This is a genomic window from Microbispora sp. NBC_01389 (genome assembly GCF_045040095.1).
GTDB lineage: Bacteria > Actinomycetota > Actinomycetes > Streptosporangiales > Streptosporangiaceae > Microbispora.
In genome coordinates this window covers 216,686-242,558 of sequence record NZ_CP109552.1, presented here as the reverse complement: position 1 = coordinate 242,558, position 25,873 = coordinate 216,686, and the positions used below count along the sequence as shown (strand labels likewise).

The following is a 25,873-nucleotide window of genomic DNA, read 5'->3' as shown; positions in this document are numbered from 1 at the left end:
GGTAATGCCGGGGTAAACGTGCGGAGGGGGCGGGCCGTGACCGGCCCACCCCCTCCGCACGCGTTCTTCAGATCGGCCGTCAAATCGGCCGTCAGATGAGGCCGAGCGCCTGGACGGCGTCGCGCTCCTCCACCAGCTCCCCGACCGAGGCGTCGATCCGCTCGCGGGAGAACGCGTCGATCTCCAGGCCCTGGACGATCTCCCAGCGGCCGTTCCTGGACACGACCGGGAAGGACGAGATGAGGCCTTCCGGCACGCCGTACGAGCCGTCGGACGGCACCGCGGCGGAGGTCCAGTCGCCCTCGGGTGTGCCGTTCACCCAGTCGTGCACGTGGTCGATCGCCGCGTTGGCGGCGGACGCGGCCGACGACGCGCCGCGCGCCTCGATGATCGCCGCGCCGCGCTTGGCGACGGTCGGGATGAAGGTGTCGCGCAGCCACTCCTCCTCGACGAGCTCGGCCGCGACCTTGCCGCCGACCTCGGTGTGGAAGAGGTCCGGGTACTGCGTCGCGCTGTGGTTGCCCCAGATCGTCATCTTGCTGATCTCGGTCACCGGCACGCTCAGCTTGCCGGCGAGCTGCGACAGCGCGCGGTTGTGGTCGAGCCGGGTCATCGCGGTGAACCGCTCGGCCGGCACGTCGGGAGCGGCGGAGCGCGCGATCAGCGCGTTGGTGTTGGCCGGGTTGCCCACGACGAGCACGCGGATGTCGTCGGCGGCGTTGTCGTTGATGGCCCTGCCCTGCGGGCCGAAGATCCCGCCGTTGGCCTCGAGCAGGTCGCCGCGCTCCATGCCCTTGGTACGGGGGCGGGCGCCGACGAGCAGCGCGACGTTGGCGCCGTCGAAGGCCTTGGCCGGGTCGTCGGAGATCTCGATGCCGCGCAGCAGCGGGAACGCGCAGTCGTCGAGCTCCATCGCCGTGCCCTCGGCCGCCTTCACGGCCTGCGGGATCTCCAGGAGGCTGAGCTTCACCGGGGTGTCGGCCCCGAGAAGCTGGCCCGAGGCGACGCGGAACAGCAGCGCGTAACCGATCTGGCCGGCAGCACCGGTGACGGTCACTTTGACGGTCATGACGATCCCCATTCGCGATATGTGTGACTCACGGATGCTACCCGCCGGACCCCGTCCCCTCGTGCCCAGGTCAGGTCCGCGTCAGGTCCGTGTCCGGTGTCGCGGTCCGGGGTGTCCCGTCCGCGGGGTCCGGTTGACCCGCCGTAGGGCCCTGGCCACGCGTTTCGCGGATGAATGGGTGAAACTTTCACGTAACACGCAGGCGTCTTCGGGCGTAACGTCACCATGGATGCCCTGTTCGGGCGGCGGGTACACGCCGGGTGGCCTTTTCATGGCGGTGTGGGTCTTGACGGGTCTCTGTACGCCGCCGGGGGCGGTGCCTATGGTTCGTGGGAGCGCTCCCAAGCGCAGTAACCACCGCCAGGAGGACCTTCCCAATGAGATCCACCCCCCGACCGGGAGCCGTGAGCTCCACGGTGCGCCGCGGCCTGGTCGCGGCGGCCGTGCTCGCGATCGGCTCCACGGCGGCCGTGGCCACCGCCACTTCGGCGAATGCCGCGGTCTCGTGCAAAGTCACGTACGACGCCAGCGAGTGGCAGGGCGGCATGTCCGCCAACATCACCATCCAGAACCTCGGTGACGCCCTCAGCAACTGGACGCTCACGTTCACCTTCCCGAACAGCGGCCAGAAGGTCGCCCAGGGCTGGTCGGCGAACTGGAGCCAGTCCGGCAGCAACGTGACCGCGACCGCGCTCGACTGGAACAAGTCGCTCGCGACCGGCGCGTCCACCAACATCGGCTTCAACGGCACCTGGACCAGCAGCAACCCGAAGCCGACCGACTTCAAGGTCAACGGCGTGTCCTGCAACGGCACCCCGCAGTCGCCGTCGCCCTCGCCGTCGCAGTCGCCCTCGCGGACGCCGTCCCCGTCCCCGTCGCAGTCGCCGTCCCAGTCGCCGTCTCCGTCCCCCTCGCAGTCGCCCTCGCGGACGCCGTCTCCGTCCCCCTCGCAGTCCCCCTCGCAGTCCCCGTCGCAGTCGCCGCCGCCCGGGACCCACGTGGACAACCCGTACGTCGGTGCCACGGGTTATGTGAACCCGGACTGGTCGCGGAGCGCGGCGAACGAGCCGGGCGGTTCGCGGGTGTCCAACATCTCCACGGCGGTCTGGCTGGACCAGATCGGCGCCATCAGCTCCGGCTCGGCCGGCAACAACAGCATGGGCCTGCGTGAGCACCTCGACGAGGCGGTCAGGCAGGACGCGGCCAACGGCAGCGCGCCTCTCACGATCCAGGTCGTCATCTACGACCTCCCGAACCGTGACTGCTCGGCGCTCTCCTCCAACGGTGAGCTGAAGATCGCGCAGAACGGCCTCGCGCGGTACAAGTCCGAGTACATCGACGTGATCGCCGGGATCATGGCCGACTCGAAGTACTCGAACCTCCGCATCGTGACGATCGTCGAGCCCGACTCGCTGCCGAACCTGATCACCAACGTCAGCAACTTCCAGGCGTGCCAGGAGGCCCAGTCCTCGGGCGCCTACGTCCAGGGCGTCCAGTACGCGCTGAACAAGCTGCACGCGATCCGGAACGTCTACACCTACGTGGACGCGGCGCACCACGCCTGGCTCGGCTGGGACAGCAACTTCGGCCCGATGGTGAACCTCTTCTACCAGGTCGCCACCGGTACCACCGCGGGCACGAGCAGCATCGACGGTTTCATCCTGAACACCGCCAACTTCTCCGCGACGGTCGAGCCGTACTTCAACATCAACACCACCGTGAACGGCCAGTCGGTGCGTCAGTCCAAGTGGGTCGACTGGAACTACTACGTGGACGAGCAGTCCTTCGCGGTCGGTCTCCGGAACGCCCTGGTGGCGAAGGGCTTCCCGAACACGCTGGGCATGCTGATCGACACCTCCCGCAACGGCTGGGGCGGCTCGGCCCGTCCGACCGGGCCGAGCACGTCCACCAACGTGGACACCTTCGTCAACCAGTCCCGCGTCGACCGCCGGATCCACGCCGGCAACTGGTGCAACCAGTCCGGCGCCGGCATGGGTGAGCGGCCGAAGGCGGCCCCCGCCGCCGGTCTCGACGCCTACGTCTGGATCAAGCCCCCGGGTGAGTCCGACGGCTCCAGCTCCGCCATCAACAACAACGAGGGCAAGGGCTTCGACCGGATGTGTGACCCGACCTACACGGGTAACTCGCTGAACGGCAACAGCATGTCCGGTGCTCTCGGCGGCGCCCCGGTCTCGGGCCACTGGTTCTCCGCCCAGTTCCAGCAGCTCATGCAGAACGCCTACCCGCCGCTCTCGTAACCCGAGAAACCGCGTAGGCGCACAAGAAGGCGGGCCCCGTCGCGATCGCGACGGGGCCCGCCCCTTTTGTGGGTACTGCTTCTGTGGGTACTGCTTCTGTGTGTATTGCTTTTGTGTGTACTGCGCAGGTCAGGTGTAGTGGCTCGACCCGCTGCTCCGGGTGAGCTTGAACACGACCGACACGATCAGGGCGATCGCGCCGATGATCAGGACCCACTTCAGCGCGCCGAAGATGAGCCCGATCACGGAGCCGAGAAGGAAGAACCCGACGACGACGGCTGCTGCGATGAGGAGAATGCGTCCCATGCCTTCACGGTACGGGCCGCACTCCCCCCGCTCACAGGGCCGAAGGCCAAGTTCAGGGCCGACTCAGGGACATCTCAGGGTGCGCCGCGCGTGGGGCACAGTAGGGGAGATCAGTCGTTCGCGTGCAGCGCGGCGTTGAGTTCGATGCCCCTGCTGTCCCTGGCCACCGCCTCGACGGCCCCGGTCGTCGAGTTGCGGCGCAGCAGCAGGCCCGACTTGCCCGACAGCTCCCTGGCCTTCACGACCTGCCCGTCCGGGAGGGCGACCTTGGTGCCCGCCGTGACGTACAGCCCGGCCTCCACCACGCAGTCGTCGCCCAGCGAGATGCCGATGCCGGAGTTGGCCCCGAGCAGGCACCGCTCGCCGATCGAGATGACCTCCTTGCCGCCGCCGGACAGCGTCCCCATGATCGAGGCGCCACCGCCCACGTCGGAGCCGTCGCCCACGACGACCCCGGCGGAGATCCGGCCCTCCACCATCGATGCGCCGAGCGTGCCGGCGTTGTAGTTGACGAAGCCCTCGTGCATGACGGTGGTGCCGCTCGCCAGGTGCGCGCCGAGCCTTACGCGGTCGGCGTCGGCGATCCGCACTCCCGCGGGCAGCACGTAGTCGACCATCCGGGGGAACTTGTCCACGCCGTACACAGTCACCGGGCCGCGGGCCCGGAGGCGCAGCCGCACCTCCTCGAAGCCCTCGACCCGGCACGGGCCGTGGCTGGTCCACACGACGTTGGCCAGCAGCCCGAAGATCCCGTCGAGGTTGAGCGCGCGCGGCCGGACCAGGCGGTGGGACAGCAGGTGCAGGCGCAGGTACGCGTCGTGCGCGTCGGCCGGGGGAGCCGCCAGATCGGCGATGCCGGTGCGCACGGCCACGACCTCGACGCCGCGGGCGGGGTCGGGGCCGACGAGCTCCGCCATGCCCTCACCCAGGTCCTCGTGGGAGATCGGCTCGGTGCCCACGGCCGGGGGCTCGCCCAGCGCCGGGAAGGGGAACCAGGTGTCGAGCACGGTGCCGTCCGCGGCGATCGTGGCCAGGCCGATGCCGTACGCACCAGAGGTGGAGTCCATAGCTGTCATGGACACCTACGCTACCGGCACCCCGGAGAAGGGCCCCTCGGCCGAGCGGGCCCGCCTCGGTAGGGCTCGGGTTCAAACACGCATTTACGGGGAAAGTTGACTCGGCACCACCGAGTCGTGTGAGGCCCGTCGTGTGAGGCGGGTCGTGTGAGGCGAGGGGGGCGGATGACCGACGTGCAGGGGTACGCTCGGGACTGCTTCCGCGGAGTCACGTCGAACCGTTTGGGCGTCGAGCTGGAGTTCCTGGTGTTCGACGCGATGGACCCGGCGAGGCCGGTCCCGGTCGCCAGGACCGAGGACGCGCTCCCGCCGCTCCCGGGCGGCAGCAAGGTGACCTTCGAGCCGGGCGGCCAGCTCGAACTGTCGGCCCCGCCGGACGTCCTGCCCGCCGCGATCACCAAGCTCACCGCCGACGTCGAGGCCGTGCGGCTCGCGCTCGCCCGGGCCGGGCTGCGGCTGGGCAACCGCGGCCTCGACGTGCTCCGTCCGCCCGTCCGGCAGCTGACCGAGCCGAGGTACGAGGCGATGGACGCCTTCCTGGGCCGCCCGTACGGACCGGCGATGATGTGCTCGACGGCCTCGATCCAGGTCAACCTGGACGTCGGCGACGATCCGCGGGCTCGCTGGGACCGCGCCCACGCGCTCGGCCCGGTGCTCGTGGCCGCCTTCGCCAACTCGCCCGCCGGTGGGTGGGCCTCCGGGCGCCAGGCGGTGTGGAGCCGCCTCGATCCGACCAGGACCGCTCCTGTCGCCCAGCGCCTGAATGGCGGCGGCGACCTGGCGGATGACCCGGGGGACGACCCGGCGGACGACTGGGCGCGCTACCTCCTCGACGCGCGTCTCATGATGGTCCGGGAGGGCGACGCCTGCCGGCCCGTCCTCGACGGCTCGGCGTTCCGCGACTTCGCCCGGGCGGCCGGGCGGCCCGCCGGCGAGGCCGACATCGCCTATCACGCCACCACGCTCTTCCCGCCGGTGCGGCCCCGCGGCTGGCTGGAGGTGCGCTACCTCGACGCGCAGGGGCCCGCCGGATGGCCCGTGTGCGTGGCCGTCGTCCACGCGCTCGTCACCGACGACCAGGCCGCGGCGACCGCCCTGGAGGCCGCCCGGCCGCTCGCCGGCCGCTGGACGGACGCCGCCCGCCTCGGGCTCGCCGACTCCGCCCTGCGCCGCTGCGCCTCCGTCTGCTTCCGCGCCGCCGCCGAGGCCCTGCCCCGGCTCGGGGCCGGGCCCCGGCTGGTCGCCCGGGTCCGCGCGTTCGCCTCCCGGCACATCGAATCCGGCCGCCCGCCGGCCACCGACCGGATGGAGGAGATGTTCGCGTGACCGAACTCGACATCGGCATGACCGGTCTGAAGGACAGGATCGCGGCCGAGCTCGCCGCCGTGCGGGAGCGGTCCCTCGCCTACACCGACGCCGACGACGACGTGCTGACGCGTCAGCACTCGCCGCTCATGTCGCCGCTGGTCTGGGACCTCGCCCACGTCGGCAACTACGAGGAGCTGTGGGTGCTCCGGGAGGCGGCCGGCATCGAGCCGCTGCGCCCGGAGATCGACCACCTCTACGACGCGTTCAGGTATCCGCGTGCGGACCGGCCCTCGCTGCCGCTGCTCACCCCCGCCGAGGCCAGGAAGTACATCTCGGGCGTACGCGGCCGGGTGCTCGACGTCCTCGACCGGCTCGACCCGGCCGACCCCGACCCGCTGCGGGCCGGCGGCTTCGTCTTCGGGCTGGTCCTGCAGCACGAGCACCAGCACGGCGAGACCATGCTGGCCACGCTGCAGCTGTCCCGGCGGCCGGGGCTGGTGCGCGACGGCGCGCTGCCGCCCGGCGGCGCTCCGGCCGCCGGCCCCGAGGTCCACATCCCCGCCGGGATCTTCGGCATGGGCACGGACACGGTGGCCTGGGCGTACGACAACGAACGCCCGGCGCACCGGCGGCACCTGCCGGGCTACTGGATCGACCGTCACCCCGTCACCTGCGGGGCGTACCTGCGGTTCGTCGAGGACGGCGGCTACCGCGACCCGCGCTGGTGGCTGCCGCAGGGCTGGGAGTGGGTTCAGCGCACCGGCGTGGACGCCCCGCTGTTCTGGACGAGGGACGGCGACACCTGGTGGCGTCTCCGATTCGGCCGGGAGGAGCCGGTCCCGCCGGACGAGCCGGTCCAGCACGTCTCGTGGTACGAGGCCGACGCGTACGCCCGGTGGGCGGGCAAGAGGTTGCCGACCGAGGCCGAGTGGGAGAAGGCGTGTGGGGGACGCGAGTATCCCTGGGGCGACGCCGGGCCCGGCGACCTCGGTCACCGGGCGAACCTGGGACACCGGGCCGCCCGGCCCGCGCCGGTCGGGGCGTACCCGAAGGGAGCGAGCCCGTACGGCGTCGAACAGCTCGTCGGCGACGTCTGGGAGTGGACGGACTCCTGGTTCCAGCCCTATCCGGGCTTCCGCAGCTTCCCGTACAAGGAGTACAGCGAGGTCTTCTTCGGGGAGACCTACCGGGTGCTGCGCGGCGGTTCGTGGGCCACCCATCCCTCGGCGGTGCGGACGACCTTCCGCAACTGGGACCTCCCGATCCGCAGGCAGATCTTCGCCGGGTTCCGCTGCGCGCGATCCGAGGACTAGCCGGTGTGCCGCCACGCGGCGTGGCTGGGGCCGGCGCGGTCCCTGGCCTCGCTCGTCAGCGACCCCGAGCACGGCCTGCTGCGCCAGTCGTACGCGCCGCGCCTGCAGAGGTACGGCACCGTGAACGCGGACGGGTTCGGGTTCGGGTGGTACGACGCGGCCCTGCCGGGGCCGGTCCGCTACCGCCGGGCGGTGCCGATCTGGGCGGACGCCAACATGCCCGGCCTCGCCGCGGCGGCGCGCTCGTCGTGCCTGCTCGCGGCGGTCCGGTCGGCCACGACCGGCATGCCGGTCGAGGAGACGGCGACCGCGCCGTTCGCCGACGGGCGCTGGCTGCTCAGCCACAACGGCAGGGTCCGGCGGGAGGCGGTCCGGCCCCTCGTGACCGGCCCGGACGACGGCCCGGAGAGCGCGTGCGACTCGGCGTGGCTCGCCTCGGCGGTGTTCGCCCGCCTCCGCGACGGCGTGCCGCTCGCCGGCGCGCTGTCCCTCGTGGTACGCGGGGCCGCGGAGGGGGACCGGCACGCCCGGCTCAACCTGCTCGTCGTCGGCGGCGCGGAGGTGGCGGCCGTCACCTGGGGCGACACCCTGTTCGCCCACCTGGAGGAAGGAGTGCTCGTCTCCAGCGAGCCGCTGGACGACCGGCCCGGATGGCGGGCCGTGCCCGACCGCAGCCTGCTGCTCGCCACCCCCGACGGCGTGGCGGTGACACCCATCTGACACCCATCTGACGGCCACCGACTGAGAGGGGACCCCATGAGCATGATCGATCACCTCGACGGCGACTACCTGCGCCAGGCTCTGGAGAGCGACGTGCGCGCCGGGTTCACCTCCACGCCCAAGTGGCTGCCGCCCAAGTGGTTCTACGACGCGGCCGGAGGCGAGCTGTTCACCCGGATCACCCGGCTGGCCGAGTACTACCCGACCCGGTGCGAGCTGGAGATCCTGCGCCGCCGGGCCGTCGACGTCGCGGCGCTCAGCCGCGCCGACACACTCGTCGAACTGGGCTCGGGCACCAGCGAGAAGACCGTGCTCCTGCTCGACGCGCTGGCCGCCGCCGGGACGCTCCGGGCCTACGTCCCGGTCGACGTGGACGCCGTCACGCTGGAGACCGCGGCGGAGCGGCTCGCCGTACGTTATCGCGGCCTGAACGTGCGGCCGGTGCGCGCCGACTTCGAGCGGCACCTCGCCCTGCTGCCGAGTGCGGGCAGGCGGCTGGTCGCGTTCCTCGGCGGCACGATCGGCAACCTCACGCCCGCCGCCCGGGAGGTGTTCCTCAAGGAACTGCGCGCCACGATGCGGCCGGGGGACACCCTGCTCCTCGGCGCCGACCTGGTGAAGGACCACGCCCGGCTGGTCGCGGCGTACGACGACCGGCAGGGCGTCACGGCCGCCTTCAACCGCAACGTGCTCCACGTGATCAACCGCGAGCTGGACGCCGCCTTCGAGCCGGAGGCGTTCGAGCATGTCGCGCTCTACGACGAGGACAACGAGTGGATCGAGATGCGGCTGCGGGCGGCCCGGCCGATGGAGGTCCCGATCAGGGCGCTCGGCCTCACGGCCGCCTTCGGCGAGGGGGAGGAGCTGCGTACGGAGATCAGCGCCAAGTTCCGCAGGGAAGGCCTGGTCGGCGAGCTGTCCCGGGCCGGGTTCGAGGTCGCCCGCTGGCACACCGACAGCGGAGGCGACTTCGCGCTGACCCTCGCCGCCGTACCGGGCGTCACTGGGCCGGGCGGCAGTGGGTGAGCTGCCGGGGGCGGCTCGCGGCCGGGGCTCCCGCGGGGAGCGGCAGGCGCAGGACGAAGCGGGCGCCGCGCGGGGAGTCCTCGACGCGGAGCGTGCCGTGGTGCGCGTCCGCCGTGATGCGGCAGAGGGCGAGGCCCAGCCCGGTGCCCTTGGGGTCGCGGCGGCGCCCGTCCTTCAGCCGCACGAACGGCTCGAAGACCCGCTCGCGGTCCTCCGGCGCGATGCCCTCGCCGTCGTCGAGCACGGTGACGACCGCCTCGTCCCCGGCCCGCTCGACGCTGACCTCCACCTCGCTGTACGCGTGCCGCTGGGCGTTGACCAGCAGGTTGGTCAGCACGCCGCACAGCTGGACCCGGTTGCCGAGGACGGTCACGTCGTCCCTGATCTCGGCGCGCACGGGCACCCCGTCCGTACGGGCGGCCGCCTCCTCCCGCGCGAGCGTCCCGAGGTCGACGGGCTCGGGCTCGGCCGCCGCGGCCGTCCGGACACGGGCGACCGTGAGCATCTCGCTGATGATCGCCTGGCAGCGCTCGGTGGTGCGCACCGCCGTCCGCAGGGTCTCGTACGGATCGGTCTCGTCGCGGTAGAGCAGGGCCTCCTCCAGCTGTGTCCGGAGCCCGGCCAGCGGGGTCCGCAGCTCGTGGGAGACCATCGAGGCGAAGTGCCGCTGCTGGCGCACCGAGGAGTCGAGGTGTTCGAGCAGGTCGTTGGAGGCGCGGGCCAGCTCGGCGATCTCGTCGTGGCCGCACGGCTGCGGTACCCGCAGGCTGAGGTCGCGCACGGTGATCTCTTCGACCTTCTCGCGGATCTCCCGGACGGGACGCAGCGTGCGCCCCGCGGAGCGCCAGCTCGCCCAGGTCCAGCCGGCCGTCATGAGCAACACCCCGATCGCGATGAACAGTTCCAGCCGCCGCGTCGCCAGGAGAGCCGGCTCGGCCCTCCCGGAGTAGACGGCGTGCGGCTCGCCGTTCCAGAAGAGCCGGGTCTGCACCGGCAGCACCCGTACGGCGGTGACCACGACGCACCGGTCCCCGTCCCGGCACTCGATCCGGTACTGCAGGCGACCCGGCTCCTCAGGCATGGGAGAGGTCAGCGGCGGCCTGCCGGTCGCCCCCCGGCTGGCCGTGATCACCCGGTTCCGCGAGTCGACGAGCTGCACCAGGTTCTCGTGCGCGGCGGGCGGCTCGGGGATGCCGCCGGGGCCCATCGAGGCGATCCAGTCGGTGGCCACCCGCTGGGTGTCCATGAACAGGTGCGAGCGGACTTGGTTCCGGACGGCGATGTCCAGGCCAACCCCGATCACCGTGAGAACCACGAGGGAGAGGACCGCGCTCATCAGGGCGATGCGCGCCTGGATCGAACGCGGGCGTAAAAGGAGAGGCATGCGCCTGCCAACCATGGCCCCTCCCCGATTCCCCGTAATGCAATGCCCGTACAAAAATGGTATGAGACATATCCGAGATCGGAACCCTCAGGACAAAAAGGATCGCAAGTCTTACCAGCTCAGGGCCGATGCTTGGCTGTCCCTTTACCCGTGCGGCCCCGCCGCTTTTCCGGGCCGTGGGAACAGTGGTCGCCAAGGGGAAATCGCGCCGTACGTGAAAAGTGTGGCGGCGCCGGAGGCGAGAAAGGTGCGCCGGGCGGCTCGGTGCGAGCTCGCCCGGCGAGCGTCCCGTCAGCGGCCCGCGCTGGAGACGACCTTCTCGGGAACGACGCGCACGGTGACGCGCTGCTCTCCCGGCTGGCGGTAGGGGTAGGTGTCCACCCCGAGGTACTTCTTCGTCAGGCCGTCGATGATCGCGTCCGCGCCTTCGAGCTCCAGCGTGGCGGTGCCCGAGACGCTGACGAAGCGGAAGGCGTCATTGGGGTCGAGCACGCTGACCGACACCCGGGGGTCGTCGCGCAGGTGCTTCTCCTTCGCCCGCCCCACGGCGGTGTTGAAGACGACCTCGTCTCCGTCGACGGTGACCCACACCACGGTGTTGTGCAGCGATCCGTCCGGCCTGACGGTCGTCACCCAGGCGTGGATCGGTTCCTTCAGCAGAGCCACGGCGTTCTCATCCAGCTTGCTCATCCGGCTTCTCCTCGGTTCGTCGGCGCCGCCTCTGATCGACAACACGACAGCGCACGACGACATTCTCTTCCCGAGGATTGGGGACAGGATCCCCGCCTCCGGATCAGCGTACGGAGACGGGCTCGGGGGCGGGGATGACGTGGCGCCGGACCTCCTCCCGCGGCCGGGGCGCGAGTTCGGTGGTCAGCGGCTCCCTCTCGGCCCGCAGCCGGTTGAGTGCGAGCACGAGCGCGGTGCCCCACAGCAGGTGTCCCGCCAGCAGCGCGGCCTGGCGTCCCGGGCGGTCCTTCGGCAGGGGCGGGTACGCGCCGACGCTCGGCGCGAGGCCCCGGCAGCCGAAGTGCCACACCAGCAGCCCGTACGCCGTGCCGATCGGGACGGGCACCCGCTGACCCGCCGACAGCAGGCCCAGCACGGTGCCGCAGCTCGACCCGAAGGCGTAGTGCGCGATCGTCGAGAGCACGCTCTCGCCCGGCCGGGGACGGCTCCCGCGGCCCGGCAGCGTCACCCGGGCGAACCGCCGCGGCGGCGGCTCCTCCAGCAGGCCGGCCCTGTCCGCCGCCATCAGCATCGCGCTGTACACCGCCGTCGCGAGCGCGCCGCCGACGGCGCCGTTCACCAGGTTGCGCATCATGAGGAGCCTCTTCCCACCCCGGCCGGATCACCCGCCCTCGCGGTGCCCCGTTCTCGGTAAACAATCAAGCCCACCCCGGCCGGCGCGTTCTCTCTGGATGAGAACCGGCCTCGGGCCGGCTACCGCCGGATTACGCTGCCGGTGTGGTCAAGGCCGTGGTGTTCGACATCGGGGAGACGCTCGTCCGCGACGACCGGTATTGGGGATCGTGGGCGGACTGGCTGGGCATCCCCCGCCACACGATGTCCGCGCTCGTCGGCGCGGTGACGGCGCTGGGCATGGACAACGCCGAGGCGATCCGCCTGATCCGTCCGGGCATCGACCTGCGGGCGGCGTACCGGGACCGTGAGGACTCCGGCCGGGGTGAGTTCCTCGACGAGGCCGACCTGTATCCCGACGGTTCGTGACGGCCTGGAGGCCCTGCGGGGGATGGGCCTGCGGGTGTGCGTGGCCGGAAACCAGACGGCCAAGGCCGGCGACCTGCTGCGCGGACTCGGTCTTCCGGTCGACGCCCTCGCCACCTCCGCGGAGTGGGGCGTGGCCAAACCGGATCCCGCGTTCTTCGACCGCGTCGTCGAACTCACGGGAGTCGCCCCTGACGAGACGGTCTACGTCGGCGACCACCCGGCGAACGTCGTCCCAGCCAGCCAAGCAGGGCTGAGAACCTGCCTGATCAGACGAGGGCCGTGGGGCCTCCTCTGGGGCGATGACCCCGCCGTACCCGCTGACCTGCGAATCAGCGGTCTCGCGGACCTCCCGGCTCTCCTCACCCAGCGATGAGGACGACGCCGAGGAGGACTGTCCGGGTGTGTCCCCGCATCCGGCCGTGCCGCGTCCCGGGTGGACGAGGCTGTGGTGGATCGAGGAGGCGCACAAGTGGTGGCGCCGCCTGCTGGCCGGTCAGGCCCGATGAAGCTCCCCGCCGGTCACGCTCCGGCCGGCGGGGCCAGGGCGGCCTACCGTACGCCTGAGGGGGCTTTCCACGGCAGGCCGTCCGCTCCGCAACTCACGCGTACGCCCGTCGCTGAACCGGAGTCGTGCCTCACCTGGTCTTATGGCGCGTCTTTCGGCCGTCTTATGGGTCGTACCGCGGATGCCAGGAGGAGTAGCCCTGTCAGGCAGCAGGCCGTCGCGATCACCAGCGCTGGAACATGTCGTGATTCGAACAGCGGCCATGCCCATGGCCATGGATATCCGCCCGGCCGTCGCCCGGCGGTCATACAGACGAAGGCGAAGATGACGGGCAGGATGATCGCGGCGTGCCGGCCCAGCAGCTTCTGTCCGACGATGGCCAATCCCAAGTAGCCGGTGAGATTTCGAGCGGCGGCGAAGGCATGGACGTGGAACCCGGAGAACGTCAGCAGTGCGCCGATGCCGATCACCAGGGCGATGGACCCAGTGATCACGGTGGCCTCGTACCGTCGCACCGGCCGGACCGCGGTCATCTCCATCTCCGCTGGAACGCTCGTCAAGAACGACATGAGAGCCGCTACGCCGATCAGCGGCAGGAGCACGCTCACAGGGACATACGACTTTCCGCCGCCCAGAAGATTCAGTGTCGGCACCTGCAGGCCTGAGAGCGTCGCGATGAGGACGATGCTGAGCATCAGCACGCTCATCGTCACCCCCGCCCGGCGAGCCCTGAAGAAGTAACTCATGAGATCTTCACCGGATCGACGTCGCACTTGCCGAGAAGCCGCAAATTCTCACGGAACCAGCTGAGTTGAGAGTTCGCCGGCCTTCGCGTGACCTCTCGGATGACGGCCGCGGTCTCGGCTCCCGCCCGCGTCTCGACTGATTCGAGGGTTGCTCCGGCTCTGTGCGCGACCCAGGACATGAGAGGGAGAACCATGTCCCCCGTCAACCACTGGCCGCCTTCGTCCTGACACCGTGGCACATCCTGAGGGACGAGACCGGACGCGATTCCCCAGGGCAGCAGAGCGAGATCCGCACGATAGGAGAACGTCCAGGCATTGGCTTCCGCCGGGCCTTCGGTCAAGGTTGTGGGGCGCCGCAACCCCGCTGCGACCAGCCGATCCACGACATGGGAGGACGCGGTCATGGCCCTTTCCGCATCATGCGCATGTTCTGGCCACAGGCACACCGTGAGCGCGTCCCTTGCGGTGCTCCGCTCGCAAACCAGATCCTGAGCCGACCGTGGTACGGCGGCGGCCCAGCTCATATCGCGCACGAGAATCACCGCACAGACGACGAGGCTCAAGGAGGCCAGTCCGAGTGCTGACCGCTTCACCGCGACCTGACGCCGGACCACCGAGAGTCCGACTCCGGTTGCCGCGATGGCCAGCCCCACCAATGTTCCGGCCGCAAGAGCACGCCAATCCGGAATCTCATCGAAACGACAGCAGGCCGTATCGTAGTTTCCGGTCAGATGGCGTAGCCACAGCGGTTGCATGGAGATCGGGTAAGCCAGCCAGAGATAGGTCCCGACCAGGCAGATGGGTACGGCATACACGGGTTTCAGTAGGCGTCCGACTCCGAATCCCACAATGGTGAAACCGGCGCAGACGAGGGCCGATACCCCCATGAATCTCCAGTCGGGCGCCCCTGGCACGGAAATGATCTCGGGAAGCTGAGCCGGCAAAGCGGCGAGGAGCGCACAGGCGGCGCCCAGCAGGGGGAGGGCGACCGCGTCGAGCACGATCGTCCACCAGGGGCGGACGTAGGTCTGCTGTTCGACCCCACCCCGCTTCAGACGCCCTCCCTCCCACGCGGCCACCGCCGAGTAGACAGGCGCGATGACGCCTACGGCGGAACCGGCCATCGCGGAGACAGCCGGCCAGTACAGGTCCATCGACCCGAGTTCGCGACGTGCCTGTAAGGCTGCCAGGATGATGACGACGGGAAGAACGTAAACCGCTGCGGATGATCGCAGTCGACCGAGCCAGGGCATTACACCTCTCCGCTGACAAGTCGCCGGTAAGCGGTCACCGCGTCACCGTTTCGGAGAAAATCGCTCGTTTCCCCCTGAAACCTGACCCGACCACGGTCGAGGACGATCACCGACTCGTACAGTTGGCTGATGTCTTCGATCTGGTGGGTCGAGATGACTACGTGGGCGTGTGCGGACACCTGCTTCACCAGACGCCGAAAAGTCTCGCGCTGGGCCGGGTCGAGCCCTGCCGTGGGCTCGTCCATCAAGATGACCTCGGCCTCGTGTACAAGCGCCTGGGCAAGACCCACGCGGCGCAGCTGCCCTCCCGAGAGCTCATGAGATCTGCGCTCCATGAGATCTGCGAGCTCCACCGCTTCCAGGGTCTCCGCCGCTCGGCTCCAGGAGTCCTTACGCGTCAGTCCCTTCAACCATCCCATGTAGGCGACCTGGTCCCGCACCGTCAGCCCGGGTATGGGACTGATGTGCTGAGGCATCCATGCGACGGCCCTCCTGAAAGATTTGCGGTCCTGGCCCTTGGCCGGATCAAGTCCTCGATAGCTCACGGATCCGGTGCGTGGCGCGAAGCCAGAGGCAGATATCGCCAGCAGCGTTGACTTGCCCGCGCCGTTCGGGCCGAGAAGCAGTGTTACTCCCTCTGGAAACACCAAAGTCAGCCGATCGAGGACCAGGTGGCCGCGCCGGTAACCGTACGAACATTCACTCAGGGTGATTGGCAACGCTGTCCTCGAATTGACGGGCGAAAGCCGGTACTGCCGAACGAGGCGGCACGGGCGGGGACACTACACATGGAACGGTCACCGTCTATATCACACTCGCCGGAAGGCCACGTACGGGTTTGCGAAAGTATCGATCCGGACCGGATGGTATAAATACTGCCGGGATTGCCCACCATGCTGGCTCTCAGAGAGGAGCGGTAAGAGGTGTCGTCATTCGGCAGGATCGCCAGGACGGTCATCGTGGGCAGCACGTCGATGCTGGTGGTGGGTGTTGTGGCCTGGTGGCTGGCGCCAACCCGCTACGAGTGGACTGCGAGCGCGGCGGCGGATGCGGATTTCTTGCACTGGCCCACGCGTGGTGACCTTGCCTCGGACCGGCAGGTGATTGGAGAAGCCACCGACGTCTGGGGGCGGGTGGGCAAACACCACGACGTTCACGTGCTGTGGGCTGGGACCGATCCTCGACGAGGCGTCGCGGTGATACTCCAGGGGCGCGACACAAAAGGACAAGCTCGTCTGGGAATTCTTACCGGGGGAGGAGGGGCTTCACGAGATGGTTCGGCCCCGCTCTGGCTGCGTGACGATCGTCCGGTTCCCGACCCAGGCCGGACCCATGAAATCAGCCTCTTGAGTAGAGCCCCTCAGCCCCGCACATCGGACTACCGTCCGATGGATATCATCGTCCTGGCCGAACCGGGCGCATATGTCGGCTCGACCCAAAGTTATGCTTGGCAGCATGAAGGGCAGAGCTCGCCGGCCCGTCCGTTTCTCATCGAGACATGGCAGAACGCGACTCCTCACAACTTCACGATCCGTGTGACCGACGGCGACGGTATTCCGGTCTACAGCGGAGAGGTGGACCGGCTGGGGACGTTCGATCGACAAGAACCGGCCGGCGGCACTGTTGACTCCGTCGCGGTCTGGTATCTTCCGAACGGATTCCGCCTGGCCGGCAAACTGCAGCCGGGCCGGATCGGCGGCGTTCACACGATGACGGCGCGTTACGAAGATGAGAGCGGCGCCTTCGTCACCGTAACGGTGGCGCGGGGGGCCAATGCGAACGCGCGACTGTTCGACAGCACCGACGATCAAAGCGGCGGAGAGCATTCCGCTCGTGGAAGAATCGCTCATGTCGCAAAGCAGGTCGACGGAGCTCTCCGGTACACCTGGGAGGAGCGGCCGGGCCTCGTCATCGCCGTCACCGGCACCGAGCCCAAGTCATCGGATTCTGTCGGCAAGGAAGGCGAAGCCGTTCCTGTCGTGGGCGAGCGGTGGACTGTGGCAGAGATCGCTGACGCTCTTCAGCCGATGAACTGAACCCCCGCGACGGCTCTGCCTCAATGCCTTACCGAGTCGTACACCTTCGCGTTTCACGGCGACGCTGCCGCACGCGATCGGATCGACCGGCTGCATCTCCTCGACAGCGCGAGCGCCGGGCTCCCGATTCCATCGGGGGGTTCCCGGCGCCACTTCCGCACCCCAGGAGGTGCGATACATCAAGTGTTCACACGCTGACGCTCCGCCGTCAACTCGCTATCGGTCCGTGGCAAGGCCCCTGTGAACGGCTCAGCCCGGGGCGATCGAGGTGAGCAGGCGGTTCCAGTCCGCGTGGAAGCGGTCGAGGCTGTAGCGGGCGAGCGCGGCGGCGCGGGCGGCCTTGCCGGCCTGGGCGGCGAGCTCCGGCTCTTTGGCGAACCGGTCGAGGGCCCGCAGCAGTGAGGGGATCTTGGTCGAGACGACCCCCGCCTCCGGCGGCACGGCCTCCACGGCCTCGGTGGTGGCGAGGGCGACGACCGGCATGCCGATCATCATGGCCTCGATCAGCGACAGGCCGAGCGAGGTCCAGCGGTAGGGGTGCAGGTAGACCCGGCGCCTGGCCAACTCGGCGTGCATGGCGCTCTGCGGCAGGTCCTCGAAGGCCCCCATCGCCCCGTCGAGACCGAGCTTGGCGGGCAGATTCGCGACCTGCATGCCGAACACGTCGATCGGGGCGCCCGTGGCGAAGGTGGGCAGCAGGTCGGTGCCCGCGACCCGCCAGCGCCTGATCGGCTCGTTCACGACCACCCCCGCGCGGGCCAGTTCACCGCTGTAGAGGTGGCCGGGGTCCACCACGCCGTGCTCGATGACGTGGGTGGGAGCGCGGCCGCAGTCCCAGAAGAGGTCGTTGAAGTGGGTGACATGGACGAGCGGGATGTCGTTCCGGTCCGCGAGCGGGTGGCGGGTCTTCGGCACGTCCCCGGCGGGGGTGTTGTGCTCGACGTAGACGCCCGGCACGTCGCGGCCCAGCCATTCGCGGGCGAGTTCGATCTCGTGCGGCCGCTGGTAGACGACCACGTCGACGTCCTCGGCGGCCAGCCGGTCGTGGGGCACCTCCCGCACGGTGTCCGGCCAGGGATAGGTCTCCGCCCGGCCCCGCCCGTCGGGGCCGCGGCCGGGCGTGAGCGGCACCAGGTATTCGTGCCCCCCGTGCACGAAGGAGGTGGTCCACGAACCGTGGACATGCCAGACCATGATCTTCATCGCGTCGCTCCCCGTCCGTCCTTCTGCAGACCCTGGAACACCGTGCCTCCTGTCGCGCCTCCCCCTGGGCGCGCCACCCCCCTGCCCCGCCCGGCCCCGCTTAAGGCTCCGCTGTCAGCGGAATCCCCGGCAGCACCAGATCGACCGCCGCGGCGAGGTCGGGCACCACTTCGAGCGCCGCGGCAACCTCCTCCGGCAACGTCACCGGGGTCGGCACGAGCACGCCCCGCGCGCCCGCCGCGCGGGCGGCCTCCACGTCCCGGCCGATGTCGCCGATCACCACGCAGTCGACGGGTGAGACGCCGAGCCGGCGGGCGGCGCTCAGCACCAGGCCCGGCGCGGGCTTGCGGCAGGCGCAGTGGTCGCCGTCGTCGTGCGGGCAGATCTCCCAGACGTCGAACGGGCCCAGCAGGGCCTCCACCCGGTCGTTCACGGCCCGCAGGGCCTCAGGAGAGATCAGCCCCATGGCCACCCCCGACTGGTTGGTGACCACCCCGATCGGGACGCCGGCCGCGCGGAGCCGGTCCAGTGCCTCCCGTGCCCCGTCGACCGGTGCCACGCGGTCGGGATCGCCGTTGTAGGGAACGTCGTGGACGAGCGTTCCGTCGCGGTCGAAGAGCACCGCGGCGGGCGGGCGAGCGGGCGGGCGAGCGGGCGGGGACACGAGCGGCCTCCTGAGTGGCCTTCTGCGGGAATCGCCCGCCGGGCTACCCGGGGGACACGGAGGCAAACGCGACGTGACCACGACCTGACCGTGTGCTGACCACCTCCAGGTCAGGCCATTTGGCTACGGAGAGTAGCGATTATTGAGCACATCCCCCACTCACGTCGACGTCTCTACAAAGGAGTGTTTGGCGCCGCTTCTCTCGGTAACCAGACCGGCACTGCGCAACGGAGGGAAACCGATGCGGTTCTTGGGCATAAACGCGATATTTCATGATCCAGCCGCTGCGCTGGTCGTGGATGGCGAGGTCGTGGCCGCGGCGGAGGAGGAGCGCTTCAGCCGGCGCAAGCACGGCAAGCGGCCGGTGCCCTTCTCCGCCTGGGAGCTTCCCGAGCAGGCCGCGGCGTGGTGCCTGGAACAGGCCGGCCTGCGCCCCGAGGACCTCGACGGAGTCGCCTACTCCTACGATCCGGAGCTGGTGCTGCCCGGAGGGGAGGGGCAGGACGCGCGCTGGGAGGATCTGCGCACCACCTACGCGCGCCGGGCCCCCGGCTTCCTGGCGACCGCGCTGCCCGGGCTGGACGCCGCCCAGGTGCGGTTCGTCCCCCACCACATCGCGCACGCCGCGTCGGCCGGGCTGGCCGCGCCGTACGGCGAGTCGGCGGTGCTGGTCTGCGACGGCCGGGGCGAGGCCGTGTCGCACCTCGCCGGGCACTACCGGGACGGCGAGCTCACCGTCCTGGCGAGCCAGGCCCTGCCGCACTCCCTCGGACTGATGTACGAGGACCTCACCGCGCACCTCGGCTTCCTGCGGTCGAGCGACGAATACAAGGTCATGGCCCTCGCCTCCTACGGCGAGCCGCGGTTCCTGCGGGAGATGCGCGAGCTGATCTACCCGACGGGCGACGGCGGTTTCCGGGTCGAGCCGATCGACTGGAGCGTCTACGCCAAGGCCCTCGGCAAGGGCGAGAAGTGGACCTCCGACCACGCCGACCTCGCGGCGAGCGTGCAGACGCGGCTGGAGGAGGTGCTGCTCGACCTCGCCACGTGGCTGCACGAGCGGACCGGCGCCCGCTTTCTCACGATGGCCGGGGGAGTGGCGCTGAACTGCGTGGCCAGCACCCGGCTGTTCGCCGAGGGCCCGTTCGAGGACGTCTGGGTGCAGCCCGCGGCGGGCGACTCCGGCACCGCGCTCGGCGGGGCGCTGCACCTCGCGCAGGCCGGTGGCGACCGGGTCGCCCCGATGCCCGGCGCCGACCTCGGCCGCGGCTGGACCGACGAAGAACTCGGCGCCTGGCTCGACGTGGCGAAGGTGCCGTACGAGCGGCCCGCCGACCTCGCCGCGGCCGTCGCCGCCGACCTCGCCGCCGACCGCGTGGTGGCCTGGTTCCAGGGCCGGGCCGAGTACGGCCCCCGCGCCCTCGGCCGCCGTTCCCTGCTCGCCAACCCCGGAAATCCCCGCAACACCGAGCGGCTCAACGACGTGAAGGGCCGCGAGCAGTTCCGCCCCATCGCCCCGATGGTCCTCGCGGAACGCGCCTCCACGATCTTCGGCAGGGGCCCGATGCCGAGCCCGTACATGCTGTTCGTCCACGATGTGAAGCCCGAGTGGCGCGATCGCATCCCCGCCGTCGTCCACGTCGACGGCACGGCCCGCATCCAGACGATCGAGCGCGGGCGCGATCCGCTGCTCGCCCGGTTACTCGAGGAGTTCGAGGCCCGCACCGGGGTCCCCGTGGTGGTCAACACGAGCCTCAACACCGCGGGCCGTCCGATGGTGGACGACCCGCGCGACGCGCTGGAGTGCTTCGGCTCGGCGCCCGTGGACGTGCTCGTTCTCGGCCCGTACGTCGTGCGCAGGGGGGCGGTGTTCGCGGGATGACATCGGAGACGACCCGGCAGGCGACCGAGCAGGCGACACAGCAGACGAACCAGCAGGCGACCGAACAGACCGGACGGCGGACCGGCCGGAAGCGCGGGAACGCCCCCTCGGACGCCACCGCGCAGGGGCCGGCGGTGACTGTCGTCATCCCGACGATCGGGCGGCCGAGCCTGGCCGCCACGCTCGCCGCCATCGGTCCCCAGGACGGTTCCGAGGTCGTCGTGGTGGACGACCGGCCGGGGGACGGCGCGGAGGCCCTGCCGGTCCCCGCCCGCGTACGGGTGCTGAGGTCGGGCGGGCGCGGCCCGGCCGCCGCGCGCAACGTGGGCTGGCGGGCGGCGACGACCCCGTGGGTGGTCTTCCTGGACGACGATGTGGTGCCGGGGCCCGGCTGGGCGCGGGCGCTGGCGGCCGACCTCGCCCGCCTGCCCGCGCACGTGGGCGGCAGCCAGGGACGGCTGGAGGTGCCGCTGCCCGGTTCCGCCGAGGGCCGCCGCCCGACCGACGCCGAGCGCAACACGGCCGGCCTGGCCGGCGCCGACTGGATCACCGCCGACATGGCCTACCGCAGGGCGGCCCTGGAGGCGACCGGCGGGTTCGACGAGCGCTTCCCCGGCGCCTACCGGGAGGACGCCGACCTCGCGATCCGCGTGGAGCGAGCCGGGTTCTGCCTGGTCAAGGGGGAGCGCCTGACCCGCCACCAGGTGCGCGCCGACGGCTTCTGGTCCAGCGTGCGCTTCCAGCGCGGCAACGCCTCCGACGCGCTCATGCGCCAGGCGTACGGCCGCGACTGGCGTCTGTTCGTCGGCGGCCATCGGGGCAGGCTCAGGCGGCACGCCCTCACCACCGGCGCGGGCCTGCTGGCGCTCACGCTGGCCGCCGCCGGCGCGCGGACCGGCCCGAGGACGAGGCTGGCGGCGGGCGCCGCCGGGCTCGCCTGGCTCGGCCTCACCGCCGAGTTCGCCTGGGCGCGGATCGCCCCCGGGCCGCGTACGCCCGGGGAGATCTGGCGCATGGCCGTGACCAGCGTGGTGATCCCGCCGGTCGCGTGCGCCCACCGGCTCAAAGGCGAGCTCGCGGTGCGGACACATTCAGACAAGCGGACGGGGAGGCGTCCGTGATCGGGACCGCACTGGTGGTGCGGCCCGACAACGCGGGTGACGTGCTGCTCGCGGGGCCCGCCGTGCGCGCCGTCGCCGCGGGCGCGCGGGAGGTCGTCATGCTCGCCGGCCCGAACGGCAGGGCGGCGGCCGAGCTGCTGCCCGGCGTCGGCCGCGTGCTGGAGTGGCGCGCCCCCTGGATCGACCCCGGCCGGATGCCGGTGACCTCCGAGCACGCGGCCCGCCTGGTCGAGCAGGTCCGCGCCGTCGGGCCCGACCTGGCCGTGATCTTCACGTCCTTCCACCAGTCGGCGCTGCCGACGGCCCTGCTGCTGCGGTTCGCCGGGGTGCCGCGCATCGCCGCGATCAGCGAGGACTATCCCGGCTCCCTGCTCGACGTGCGTCACGTCGTGGACGAGACCGTGGACGTCCCCGAGCCGGAGCGGATGCTCGGCCTCGCTCGCGCGGCCGGTTTCGTCCTGCCGCCGGGCGACGACGGGCGGCTCGCCGTACGCGGGCCCTTGCCGGACGTGGCGCACCTCACCGGCCCGCCGGGCTACGTGGTGGTGCATCCCGGTACGACCGCGCAGGCCAGGGCGTGGCCCGCCGAGCGCTGGGCGGAGGCGGTCGGGGCGCTGCTGGCCGCGGGCGAGCGGGTCGTCGTCACCGGCGGCCCGGGGGAGCGGGCCCTCACCGCGATCGTCTCCGGTCCCGCGGCGGACCTCGGCGGGGCGACCACGTTCGCCGAGCTGGCCGCGGTGCTGGCCGGGGCGTCGGCGGTCGTGGCGGCCAACACCGGCCCCGCCCATCTCGCGGCGGCGGTCGGCACGCCGGTGGTCAGCCTGTTCGCGCCGGTCGTGCCCGCCGCCCGCTGGGCGCCGTACGGCGTGCCCTCGGTGCTCCTCGGCGACCAGGACGCCCCCTGCCGGGGGAGCAGGGCGAGGATCTGTCCCGTCCCCGGCCATCCGTGCCTGTCCGCCGTCAGCGGCGCCCAGGTCGTGGCCGCCGTCCACGGCCTGGCCGCGGCGAAGGAGCCGCTCGGCGAGGCGGTCATGGAGGAGGCGGTCATGGAGGAGGCGGTCATGGAGGAGGCGGTCAAGGAGGGGGTGCCATGAGGATCGCCCTGGTCTCGGAGCACGCGAGCCCGCTCGCGACCCTCGGCGGCGTGGACGCGGGCGGGCAGAACGTCCACGTGGCCGCGCTGGCCCTGGCCCTGGCGGAACGGGGCAACGAGGTCGTCGTCCACACGCGGCGCACCTCGCCGGAGCAGCCGGACACCGTGCCGATGGCGCCCGGCGTCACCGTCGACCACGTGCCGGCCGGGCCGCCCGAGCCGCTGCCCAAGGACGAACTGCTGCCGCACATGGCGGAGTTCGGGGCGCATCTGGCCCGCGGATGGCAGGGCGAGCGGCCCGACGTGGCGCACGCCCACTTCTGGATGAGCGGCCTGGCCGCCCTGACGGCGGCCGAGCCGCTCGGCGTCCCGGTCGTGCAGACCTTCCACGCGCTCGGCACGGTGAAGCGGCGCTGGCAGGGCGCGGCCGACACGAGCCCGGCGACCCGGATCTCCACCGAGCGCGACATCGGCCGCCGGGCCGTCGCCGTGATCGCCACCTGCTCCGACGAGGTGCGGGAACTGGTCGTGCTGGGCGTGCCGCGCGACCGGATCGCGGTCGTGCCGTGCGGCGTCGACCTCGGCCTGTTCCGTCCCGGCGGCCCGGCCGCCCCGCGCGGCGACCGGCCCCTGGTGCTGAGCATCGGGCGCATGGTGCCGCGCAAGGGGGTGGACACCGTCGTCCGCGCCCTGCGGCAGGTGCCCGGCGCCGAACTCGTCATCGCGGGCGGTGAACCGGGCGACGAGGAGGGCACGCGGCTGTGCACGCTGGCCGACGGACTCGGCCTCGGTGACCGGGTCCGGCTGATCGGCAGCGTGGGCCGGGCCGAGGTGCCCGCCCTGATGCGCTCCGCCGACGTGCTGGTGACCGTCCCGTGGTACGAGCCGTTCGGCATGGTGCCCCTGGAGGCCCTGGCCTGCGGGGTGCCGGTGATCGCCTCGGCGGTCGGCGGCCACCTCGACACCGTCGCGGGATGCGGTGTGCTCGTGCCGCCCCGGCGGCCCCGCGCGCTGTCCCGCGCGCTCGGCGACCTGCTCGCCCGGCCCGGCCTGCGGTCGGCGCTGTCGGCCGCGGGGGCCAGGCGGGCCCGCGCCTGCTACGGCTGGTCCAGGATCGCCGAGCAGACCGAGTCCGTGTACCGAAACCTGGCCGGCGGGCGTCTCGGCGTCCTCGCCGCCGCGGGAGGCTGAGCGATGCATCCTCACCTGGCCCGGTTGAGCACCGCACTGACGGCGGTCGACCCGGAGACATCCAAGATCCACGCCTGGGGTTACAAGCTCGCCGCCGTGCTGAGCGGCGGCGGACGACTGCTCGCCTGCGGCAACGGCGGTTCGGCCGCCGAGGCGCAGCACCTGACCGCCGAGTTGGTCGGGCGCTACCGCGCCGACCGGCGGCCGTACGCCGCGATCCCGCTGCACGGCGACACCTCGGCGCTGACCGCCATCGGCAACGACTTCGGCCTGACCGAGCTCTACGCGCGGCAGGTGCGGGCGCACGGCCGCCCCGGCGACGTGCTGATCTGCCTGTCCACCAGCGGGACGAGCGCCAACGTGACCGAGGCGGCCGAGGCCGGCCGCGAGTGCGGCCTGACCACCTGGGCGCTGACCGGCCCCGGGCCGAACCCGCTCGCCGATCTGTGCGACGAGGCCCTGACCGTGCCCGCCGACGACACCGCGACCGTCCAGGAGGTGCACCTCACGGTGATCCACATGCTGTGTGACGTGATCGAGAAGGCCGTGGCGTGAGCGCACCCCTTGTGATCGTCGGAGACTCCCTGCTCGACGTCGACGTCGAGGGCACGGCCGACCGGCTGTGCCCCGACGCGCCCGTCCCCGTGGTCGAGGGGCAGGCGGAGCACCACCGGCCGGGCGGCGCCGGCCTCGCGGCGCTGCTCGCCGCCCGCGACGGCACGCCCGTGACGCTGGTCACCGCCGTCGGCGACGACCCCTCCGGCCGCTGCCTGGAGGACCTGCTGTCGCCCGCGGTCGAGATCGTGCGGCTTCCGCTGCGCGGCACGACCGTGCGCAAGACCCGGGTCCGGGCCCGTGGGCAGACGCTGGTCAGGATCGACACCGGGGACGGCCGGGCGATGGGGCGGCCGGGCCAGGTGGCCTCCAGGAGATCCGCGGGAGCCTCGGCCTTCGCCCGCGCCGCGGACGCCCTCGCCTCGGCGGGCACGGTGCTGGTGGCCGACTACGGGCGCGGTGTGGCCGACCTGCTCCGCGAACTGCTGCACGGCCTCGACGTGCCGGTGATCTGGGACCCCCACCCGCGCGGGTCGCTGCCCGTGCCCGGATGCGCGCTCGTCACCCCCAGCGAGGCGGAGGCCCGGGGCATGTGCGGCGAGCCGTACGTCTCGCCGGAGCGCACGGCCCGCAGGCTCGTGCGCGACCTCGACGCCGAGGCCGTCGCGATCACGCTGGGCGGGCGCGGCGCGATGCTGGCCCGCCGCGGCGGCAGGTTCGGGCCGGTGCCCGCCCCGCACGTCGCCACCGGCGCCGACGCCTGCGGCGCGGGCGACCGCTTCGCCGCGGCGGCGGCCCTCGCCCTGGCGGACGGCGCGGCCACCGAGGACGCCGTCGCCCGCGCGGTCGGCGAGGCCACCAGGTTCGTGGCGGAGGGCGGGGCCGCCGCCCTGCGCCTGCCCCATCCCACGGAGCACTGCCCGGCCGCCGAGGCGCCCGTGCCGTTCCCGTCCGGCGCCTCCGCCTTCGAGGTGGCGTCCGCCGTACGGGCCGCCGGAGGCCGGCTCATCGCGACCGGCGGATGCTTCGACCTGCTGCACGCCGGGCACGTGAGCCTGCTGCGGCGGGCCAGGGCGCTCGGCGACGCCCTCGTGGTCTGCGTCAACTCCGACGACTCGATCCGGCGGCTCAAGGGCCCGAGCAGGCCGCTGGTGGGCGAGCGCGACCGCGTCGAGGTGCTGCGCGCGCTGGGCTGCGTGGACGCGGTGACGGTCTTCGGCGAGGACACGCCGTCCCAGGTCATCGAGCGGCTGTGCCCGGACGTGTGGGTGAAGGGGGGCGACTACGACGAGCGGTCGATGCCCGAGGCCGACGCCGTGCGCCGGGCCGGCGGGGAGGTCGTCATCCTGCCGACCGTGCCCGGATATTCCACCACCGGCCTGATCGCCGCCGCCCGGGCCGCATCGTGATCGCCGTCGCGGGTAGCGGTCCTC

General features: G+C 71.7%; 25 protein-coding genes. 14 read left to right on the top strand and 11 right to left on the bottom strand.

Going from position 1 to position 25,873, the window contains the following annotated elements:
• Positions 1 to 91: 91 nt before the first annotated feature.
• Entirely contained in the window at positions 92 to 1,069 is a 978-nt protein-coding gene (locus OG344_RS01155) for a malate dehydrogenase (RefSeq protein WP_405086574.1), read from the bottom strand.
• Positions 1,070 to 1,446: 377 nt separating this feature from the next.
• Between OG344_RS01155 and OG344_RS01150 the strand changes: the two genes are divergently transcribed.
• Positions 1,447 to 3,327 (top strand): glycoside hydrolase family 6 protein, encoded by a 1,881-nt coding sequence (locus OG344_RS01150; protein ID WP_405086573.1) that lies wholly within the window; start codon positions 1,447 to 1,449, stop codon positions 3,325 to 3,327.
• Positions 3,328 to 3,456: 129 nt separating this feature from the next.
• Here OG344_RS01150 and OG344_RS01145 read toward each other — a convergent pair whose 3' ends face one another.
• Complete coding sequence (locus OG344_RS01145; RefSeq protein ID WP_191910244.1) at positions 3,457 to 3,633, bottom strand: hypothetical protein; 177 nt, start codon at positions 3,631 to 3,633, stop codon at positions 3,457 to 3,459.
• Between the two features lie 110 nt (positions 3,634 to 3,743).
• Complete coding sequence (gene dapD / locus OG344_RS01140; RefSeq protein ID WP_327047375.1) at positions 3,744 to 4,709, bottom strand: 2,3,4,5-tetrahydropyridine-2,6-dicarboxylate N-succinyltransferase; 966 nt, start codon at positions 4,707 to 4,709, stop codon at positions 3,744 to 3,746.
• Between the two features lie 165 nt (positions 4,710 to 4,874).
• On the opposite strand from dapD, the gene OG344_RS01135 reads away from it, so the two are divergent.
• Genes OG344_RS01135 through egtD form a run of 4 tightly spaced genes read left to right on the top strand, consistent with a single transcriptional unit; the run spans position 4,875 to position 9,076 of the window.
• Complete coding sequence (locus OG344_RS01135) at positions 4,875 to 6,035, top strand: glutamate-cysteine ligase family protein (protein WP_405086572.1); 1,161 nt, start codon at positions 4,875 to 4,877, stop codon at positions 6,033 to 6,035.
• Between the two features lie 17 nt (positions 6,036 to 6,052).
• Positions 6,053 to 7,330: an ergothioneine biosynthesis protein EgtB gene (egtB, locus tag OG344_RS01130; protein WP_405089029.1), complete on the top strand. Its 1,278-nt coding sequence runs from the start codon at positions 6,053 to 6,055 to the stop codon at positions 7,328 to 7,330.
• 3 nt (positions 7,331 to 7,333) lie between these two features.
• Entirely contained in the window at positions 7,334 to 8,050 is a 717-nt protein-coding gene (gene egtC / locus OG344_RS01125; protein ID WP_405086571.1) for an ergothioneine biosynthesis protein EgtC, read from the top strand.
• Between the two features lie 42 nt (positions 8,051 to 8,092).
• Complete coding sequence (gene egtD / locus OG344_RS01120; protein WP_405089028.1) at positions 8,093 to 9,076, top strand: L-histidine N(alpha)-methyltransferase; 984 nt, start codon at positions 8,093 to 8,095, stop codon at positions 9,074 to 9,076.
• Here the strand turns inward: egtD and OG344_RS01115 are convergent.
• The 3 genes from OG344_RS01115 to OG344_RS01105 form a co-directional block, all read right to left on the bottom strand.
• Positions 9,051 to 10,460: a sensor histidine kinase gene (locus OG344_RS01115; protein WP_405086570.1), complete on the bottom strand. Its 1,410-nt coding sequence runs from the start codon at positions 10,458 to 10,460 to the stop codon at positions 9,051 to 9,053. The two genes, egtD and OG344_RS01115, sit on opposite strands and share 26 nt — an antisense overlap.
• A gap of 291 nt (positions 10,461 to 10,751) precedes the next feature.
• Positions 10,752 to 11,150 carry a PPOX class F420-dependent oxidoreductase gene (locus tag OG344_RS01110; RefSeq protein WP_405086569.1) on the bottom strand — a complete coding sequence of 133 codons (399 nt, stop codon included), beginning with the start codon at positions 11,148 to 11,150 and terminating at the stop codon, positions 10,752 to 10,754.
• A gap of 103 nt (positions 11,151 to 11,253) precedes the next feature.
• Positions 11,254 to 11,784, bottom strand: coding sequence for a hypothetical protein (locus tag OG344_RS01105; RefSeq protein WP_327047369.1), 531 nt, complete (start codon positions 11,782 to 11,784; stop codon positions 11,254 to 11,256).
• A gap of 143 nt (positions 11,785 to 11,927) precedes the next feature.
• Here OG344_RS01105 and OG344_RS01100 point away from each other — a divergent pair, with 143 nt between their 5' ends.
• Together OG344_RS01100 and OG344_RS01095 are read left to right on the top strand one after the other, a co-directional pair.
• On the top strand, positions 11,928 to 12,191 hold the full coding sequence (locus OG344_RS01100; protein WP_405086568.1) for a hypothetical protein: 264 nt from the start codon (positions 11,928 to 11,930) through the stop codon (positions 12,189 to 12,191).
• Positions 12,148 to 12,564, top strand: coding sequence for an HAD family hydrolase (locus OG344_RS01095; protein WP_405086567.1), 417 nt, complete (start codon positions 12,148 to 12,150; stop codon positions 12,562 to 12,564). Before OG344_RS01100 ends, OG344_RS01095 begins: the two co-directional genes overlap by 44 nt.
• A 272-nt stretch (positions 12,565 to 12,836) precedes the next feature.
• On the opposite strand, the gene OG344_RS01090 is transcribed toward OG344_RS01095, so the two are convergent.
• From OG344_RS01090 to OG344_RS01080, 3 genes are read right to left on the bottom strand one after another with little or no spacing between them, the layout of a single operon-like run.
• Positions 12,837 to 13,442, bottom strand: a complete 606-nt coding sequence (locus OG344_RS01090; protein ID WP_405086565.1) for a hypothetical protein — start codon at positions 13,440 to 13,442, stop codon at positions 12,837 to 12,839.
• Positions 13,439 to 14,695, bottom strand: coding sequence for a hypothetical protein (locus tag OG344_RS01085; RefSeq protein WP_405086564.1), 1,257 nt, complete (start codon positions 14,693 to 14,695; stop codon positions 13,439 to 13,441). The genes OG344_RS01090 and OG344_RS01085 overlap by 4 nt, the downstream gene beginning before the upstream one ends.
• Complete coding sequence (locus OG344_RS01080; RefSeq protein ID WP_405086563.1) at positions 14,695 to 15,414, bottom strand: ATP-binding cassette domain-containing protein; 720 nt, start codon at positions 15,412 to 15,414, stop codon at positions 14,695 to 14,697. The genes OG344_RS01085 and OG344_RS01080 overlap by 1 nt, the downstream gene beginning before the upstream one ends.
• A gap of 240 nt (positions 15,415 to 15,654) precedes the next feature.
• Between OG344_RS01080 and OG344_RS01075 the strand changes: the two genes are divergently transcribed.
• On the top strand, positions 15,655 to 16,731 hold the full coding sequence (locus OG344_RS01075) for a hypothetical protein (RefSeq protein WP_405086562.1): 1,077 nt from the start codon (positions 15,655 to 15,657) through the stop codon (positions 16,729 to 16,731).
• A gap of 249 nt (positions 16,732 to 16,980) precedes the next feature.
• Here the strand turns inward: OG344_RS01075 and OG344_RS01070 are convergent, their stop codons facing one another.
• Positions 16,981 to 17,934 (bottom strand): glycosyltransferase, encoded by a 954-nt coding sequence (locus OG344_RS01070; protein ID WP_405086561.1) that lies wholly within the window; start codon positions 17,932 to 17,934, stop codon positions 16,981 to 16,983.
• A gap of 100 nt (positions 17,935 to 18,034) precedes the next feature.
• Positions 18,035 to 18,598, bottom strand: a complete 564-nt coding sequence (locus OG344_RS01065; protein ID WP_405086560.1) for a D-glycero-alpha-D-manno-heptose-1,7-bisphosphate 7-phosphatase — start codon at positions 18,596 to 18,598, stop codon at positions 18,035 to 18,037.
• A 241-nt stretch (positions 18,599 to 18,839) separates the two neighbouring features.
• On the opposite strand from OG344_RS01065, the gene OG344_RS01060 reads away from it, so the two are divergent.
• From OG344_RS01060 to OG344_RS01035, 6 genes are read left to right on the top strand one after another with little or no spacing between them, the layout of a single operon-like run.
• Positions 18,840 to 20,480 carry a carbamoyltransferase gene (locus tag OG344_RS01060; protein WP_405086559.1) on the top strand — a complete coding sequence of 547 codons (1,641 nt, stop codon included), beginning with the start codon at positions 18,840 to 18,842 and terminating at the stop codon, positions 20,478 to 20,480.
• Positions 20,477 to 21,601, top strand: a complete 1,125-nt coding sequence (locus OG344_RS01055) for a glycosyltransferase family 2 protein (protein WP_405086558.1) — start codon at positions 20,477 to 20,479, stop codon at positions 21,599 to 21,601. The genes OG344_RS01060 and OG344_RS01055 overlap by 4 nt, the downstream gene beginning before the upstream one ends.
• Positions 21,598 to 22,695 (top strand): glycosyltransferase family 9 protein, encoded by a 1,098-nt coding sequence (locus tag OG344_RS01050; RefSeq protein ID WP_405086557.1) that lies wholly within the window; start codon positions 21,598 to 21,600, stop codon positions 22,693 to 22,695. Before OG344_RS01055 ends, OG344_RS01050 begins: the two co-directional genes overlap by 4 nt.
• Positions 22,692 to 23,885 carry a glycosyltransferase gene (locus OG344_RS01045; RefSeq protein ID WP_405086556.1) on the top strand — a complete coding sequence of 398 codons (1,194 nt, stop codon included), beginning with the start codon at positions 22,692 to 22,694 and terminating at the stop codon, positions 23,883 to 23,885. Before OG344_RS01050 ends, OG344_RS01045 begins: the two co-directional genes overlap by 4 nt.
• A 3-nt stretch (positions 23,886 to 23,888) precedes the next feature.
• On the top strand, positions 23,889 to 24,440 hold the full coding sequence (locus tag OG344_RS01040; protein ID WP_327047356.1) for an SIS domain-containing protein: 552 nt from the start codon (positions 23,889 to 23,891) through the stop codon (positions 24,438 to 24,440).
• Complete coding sequence (locus OG344_RS01035) at positions 24,437 to 25,849, top strand: PfkB family carbohydrate kinase (protein ID WP_405086555.1); 1,413 nt, start codon at positions 24,437 to 24,439, stop codon at positions 25,847 to 25,849. The genes OG344_RS01040 and OG344_RS01035 overlap by 4 nt, the downstream gene beginning before the upstream one ends.
• Positions 25,850 to 25,873: the final 24 nt, after the last annotated feature.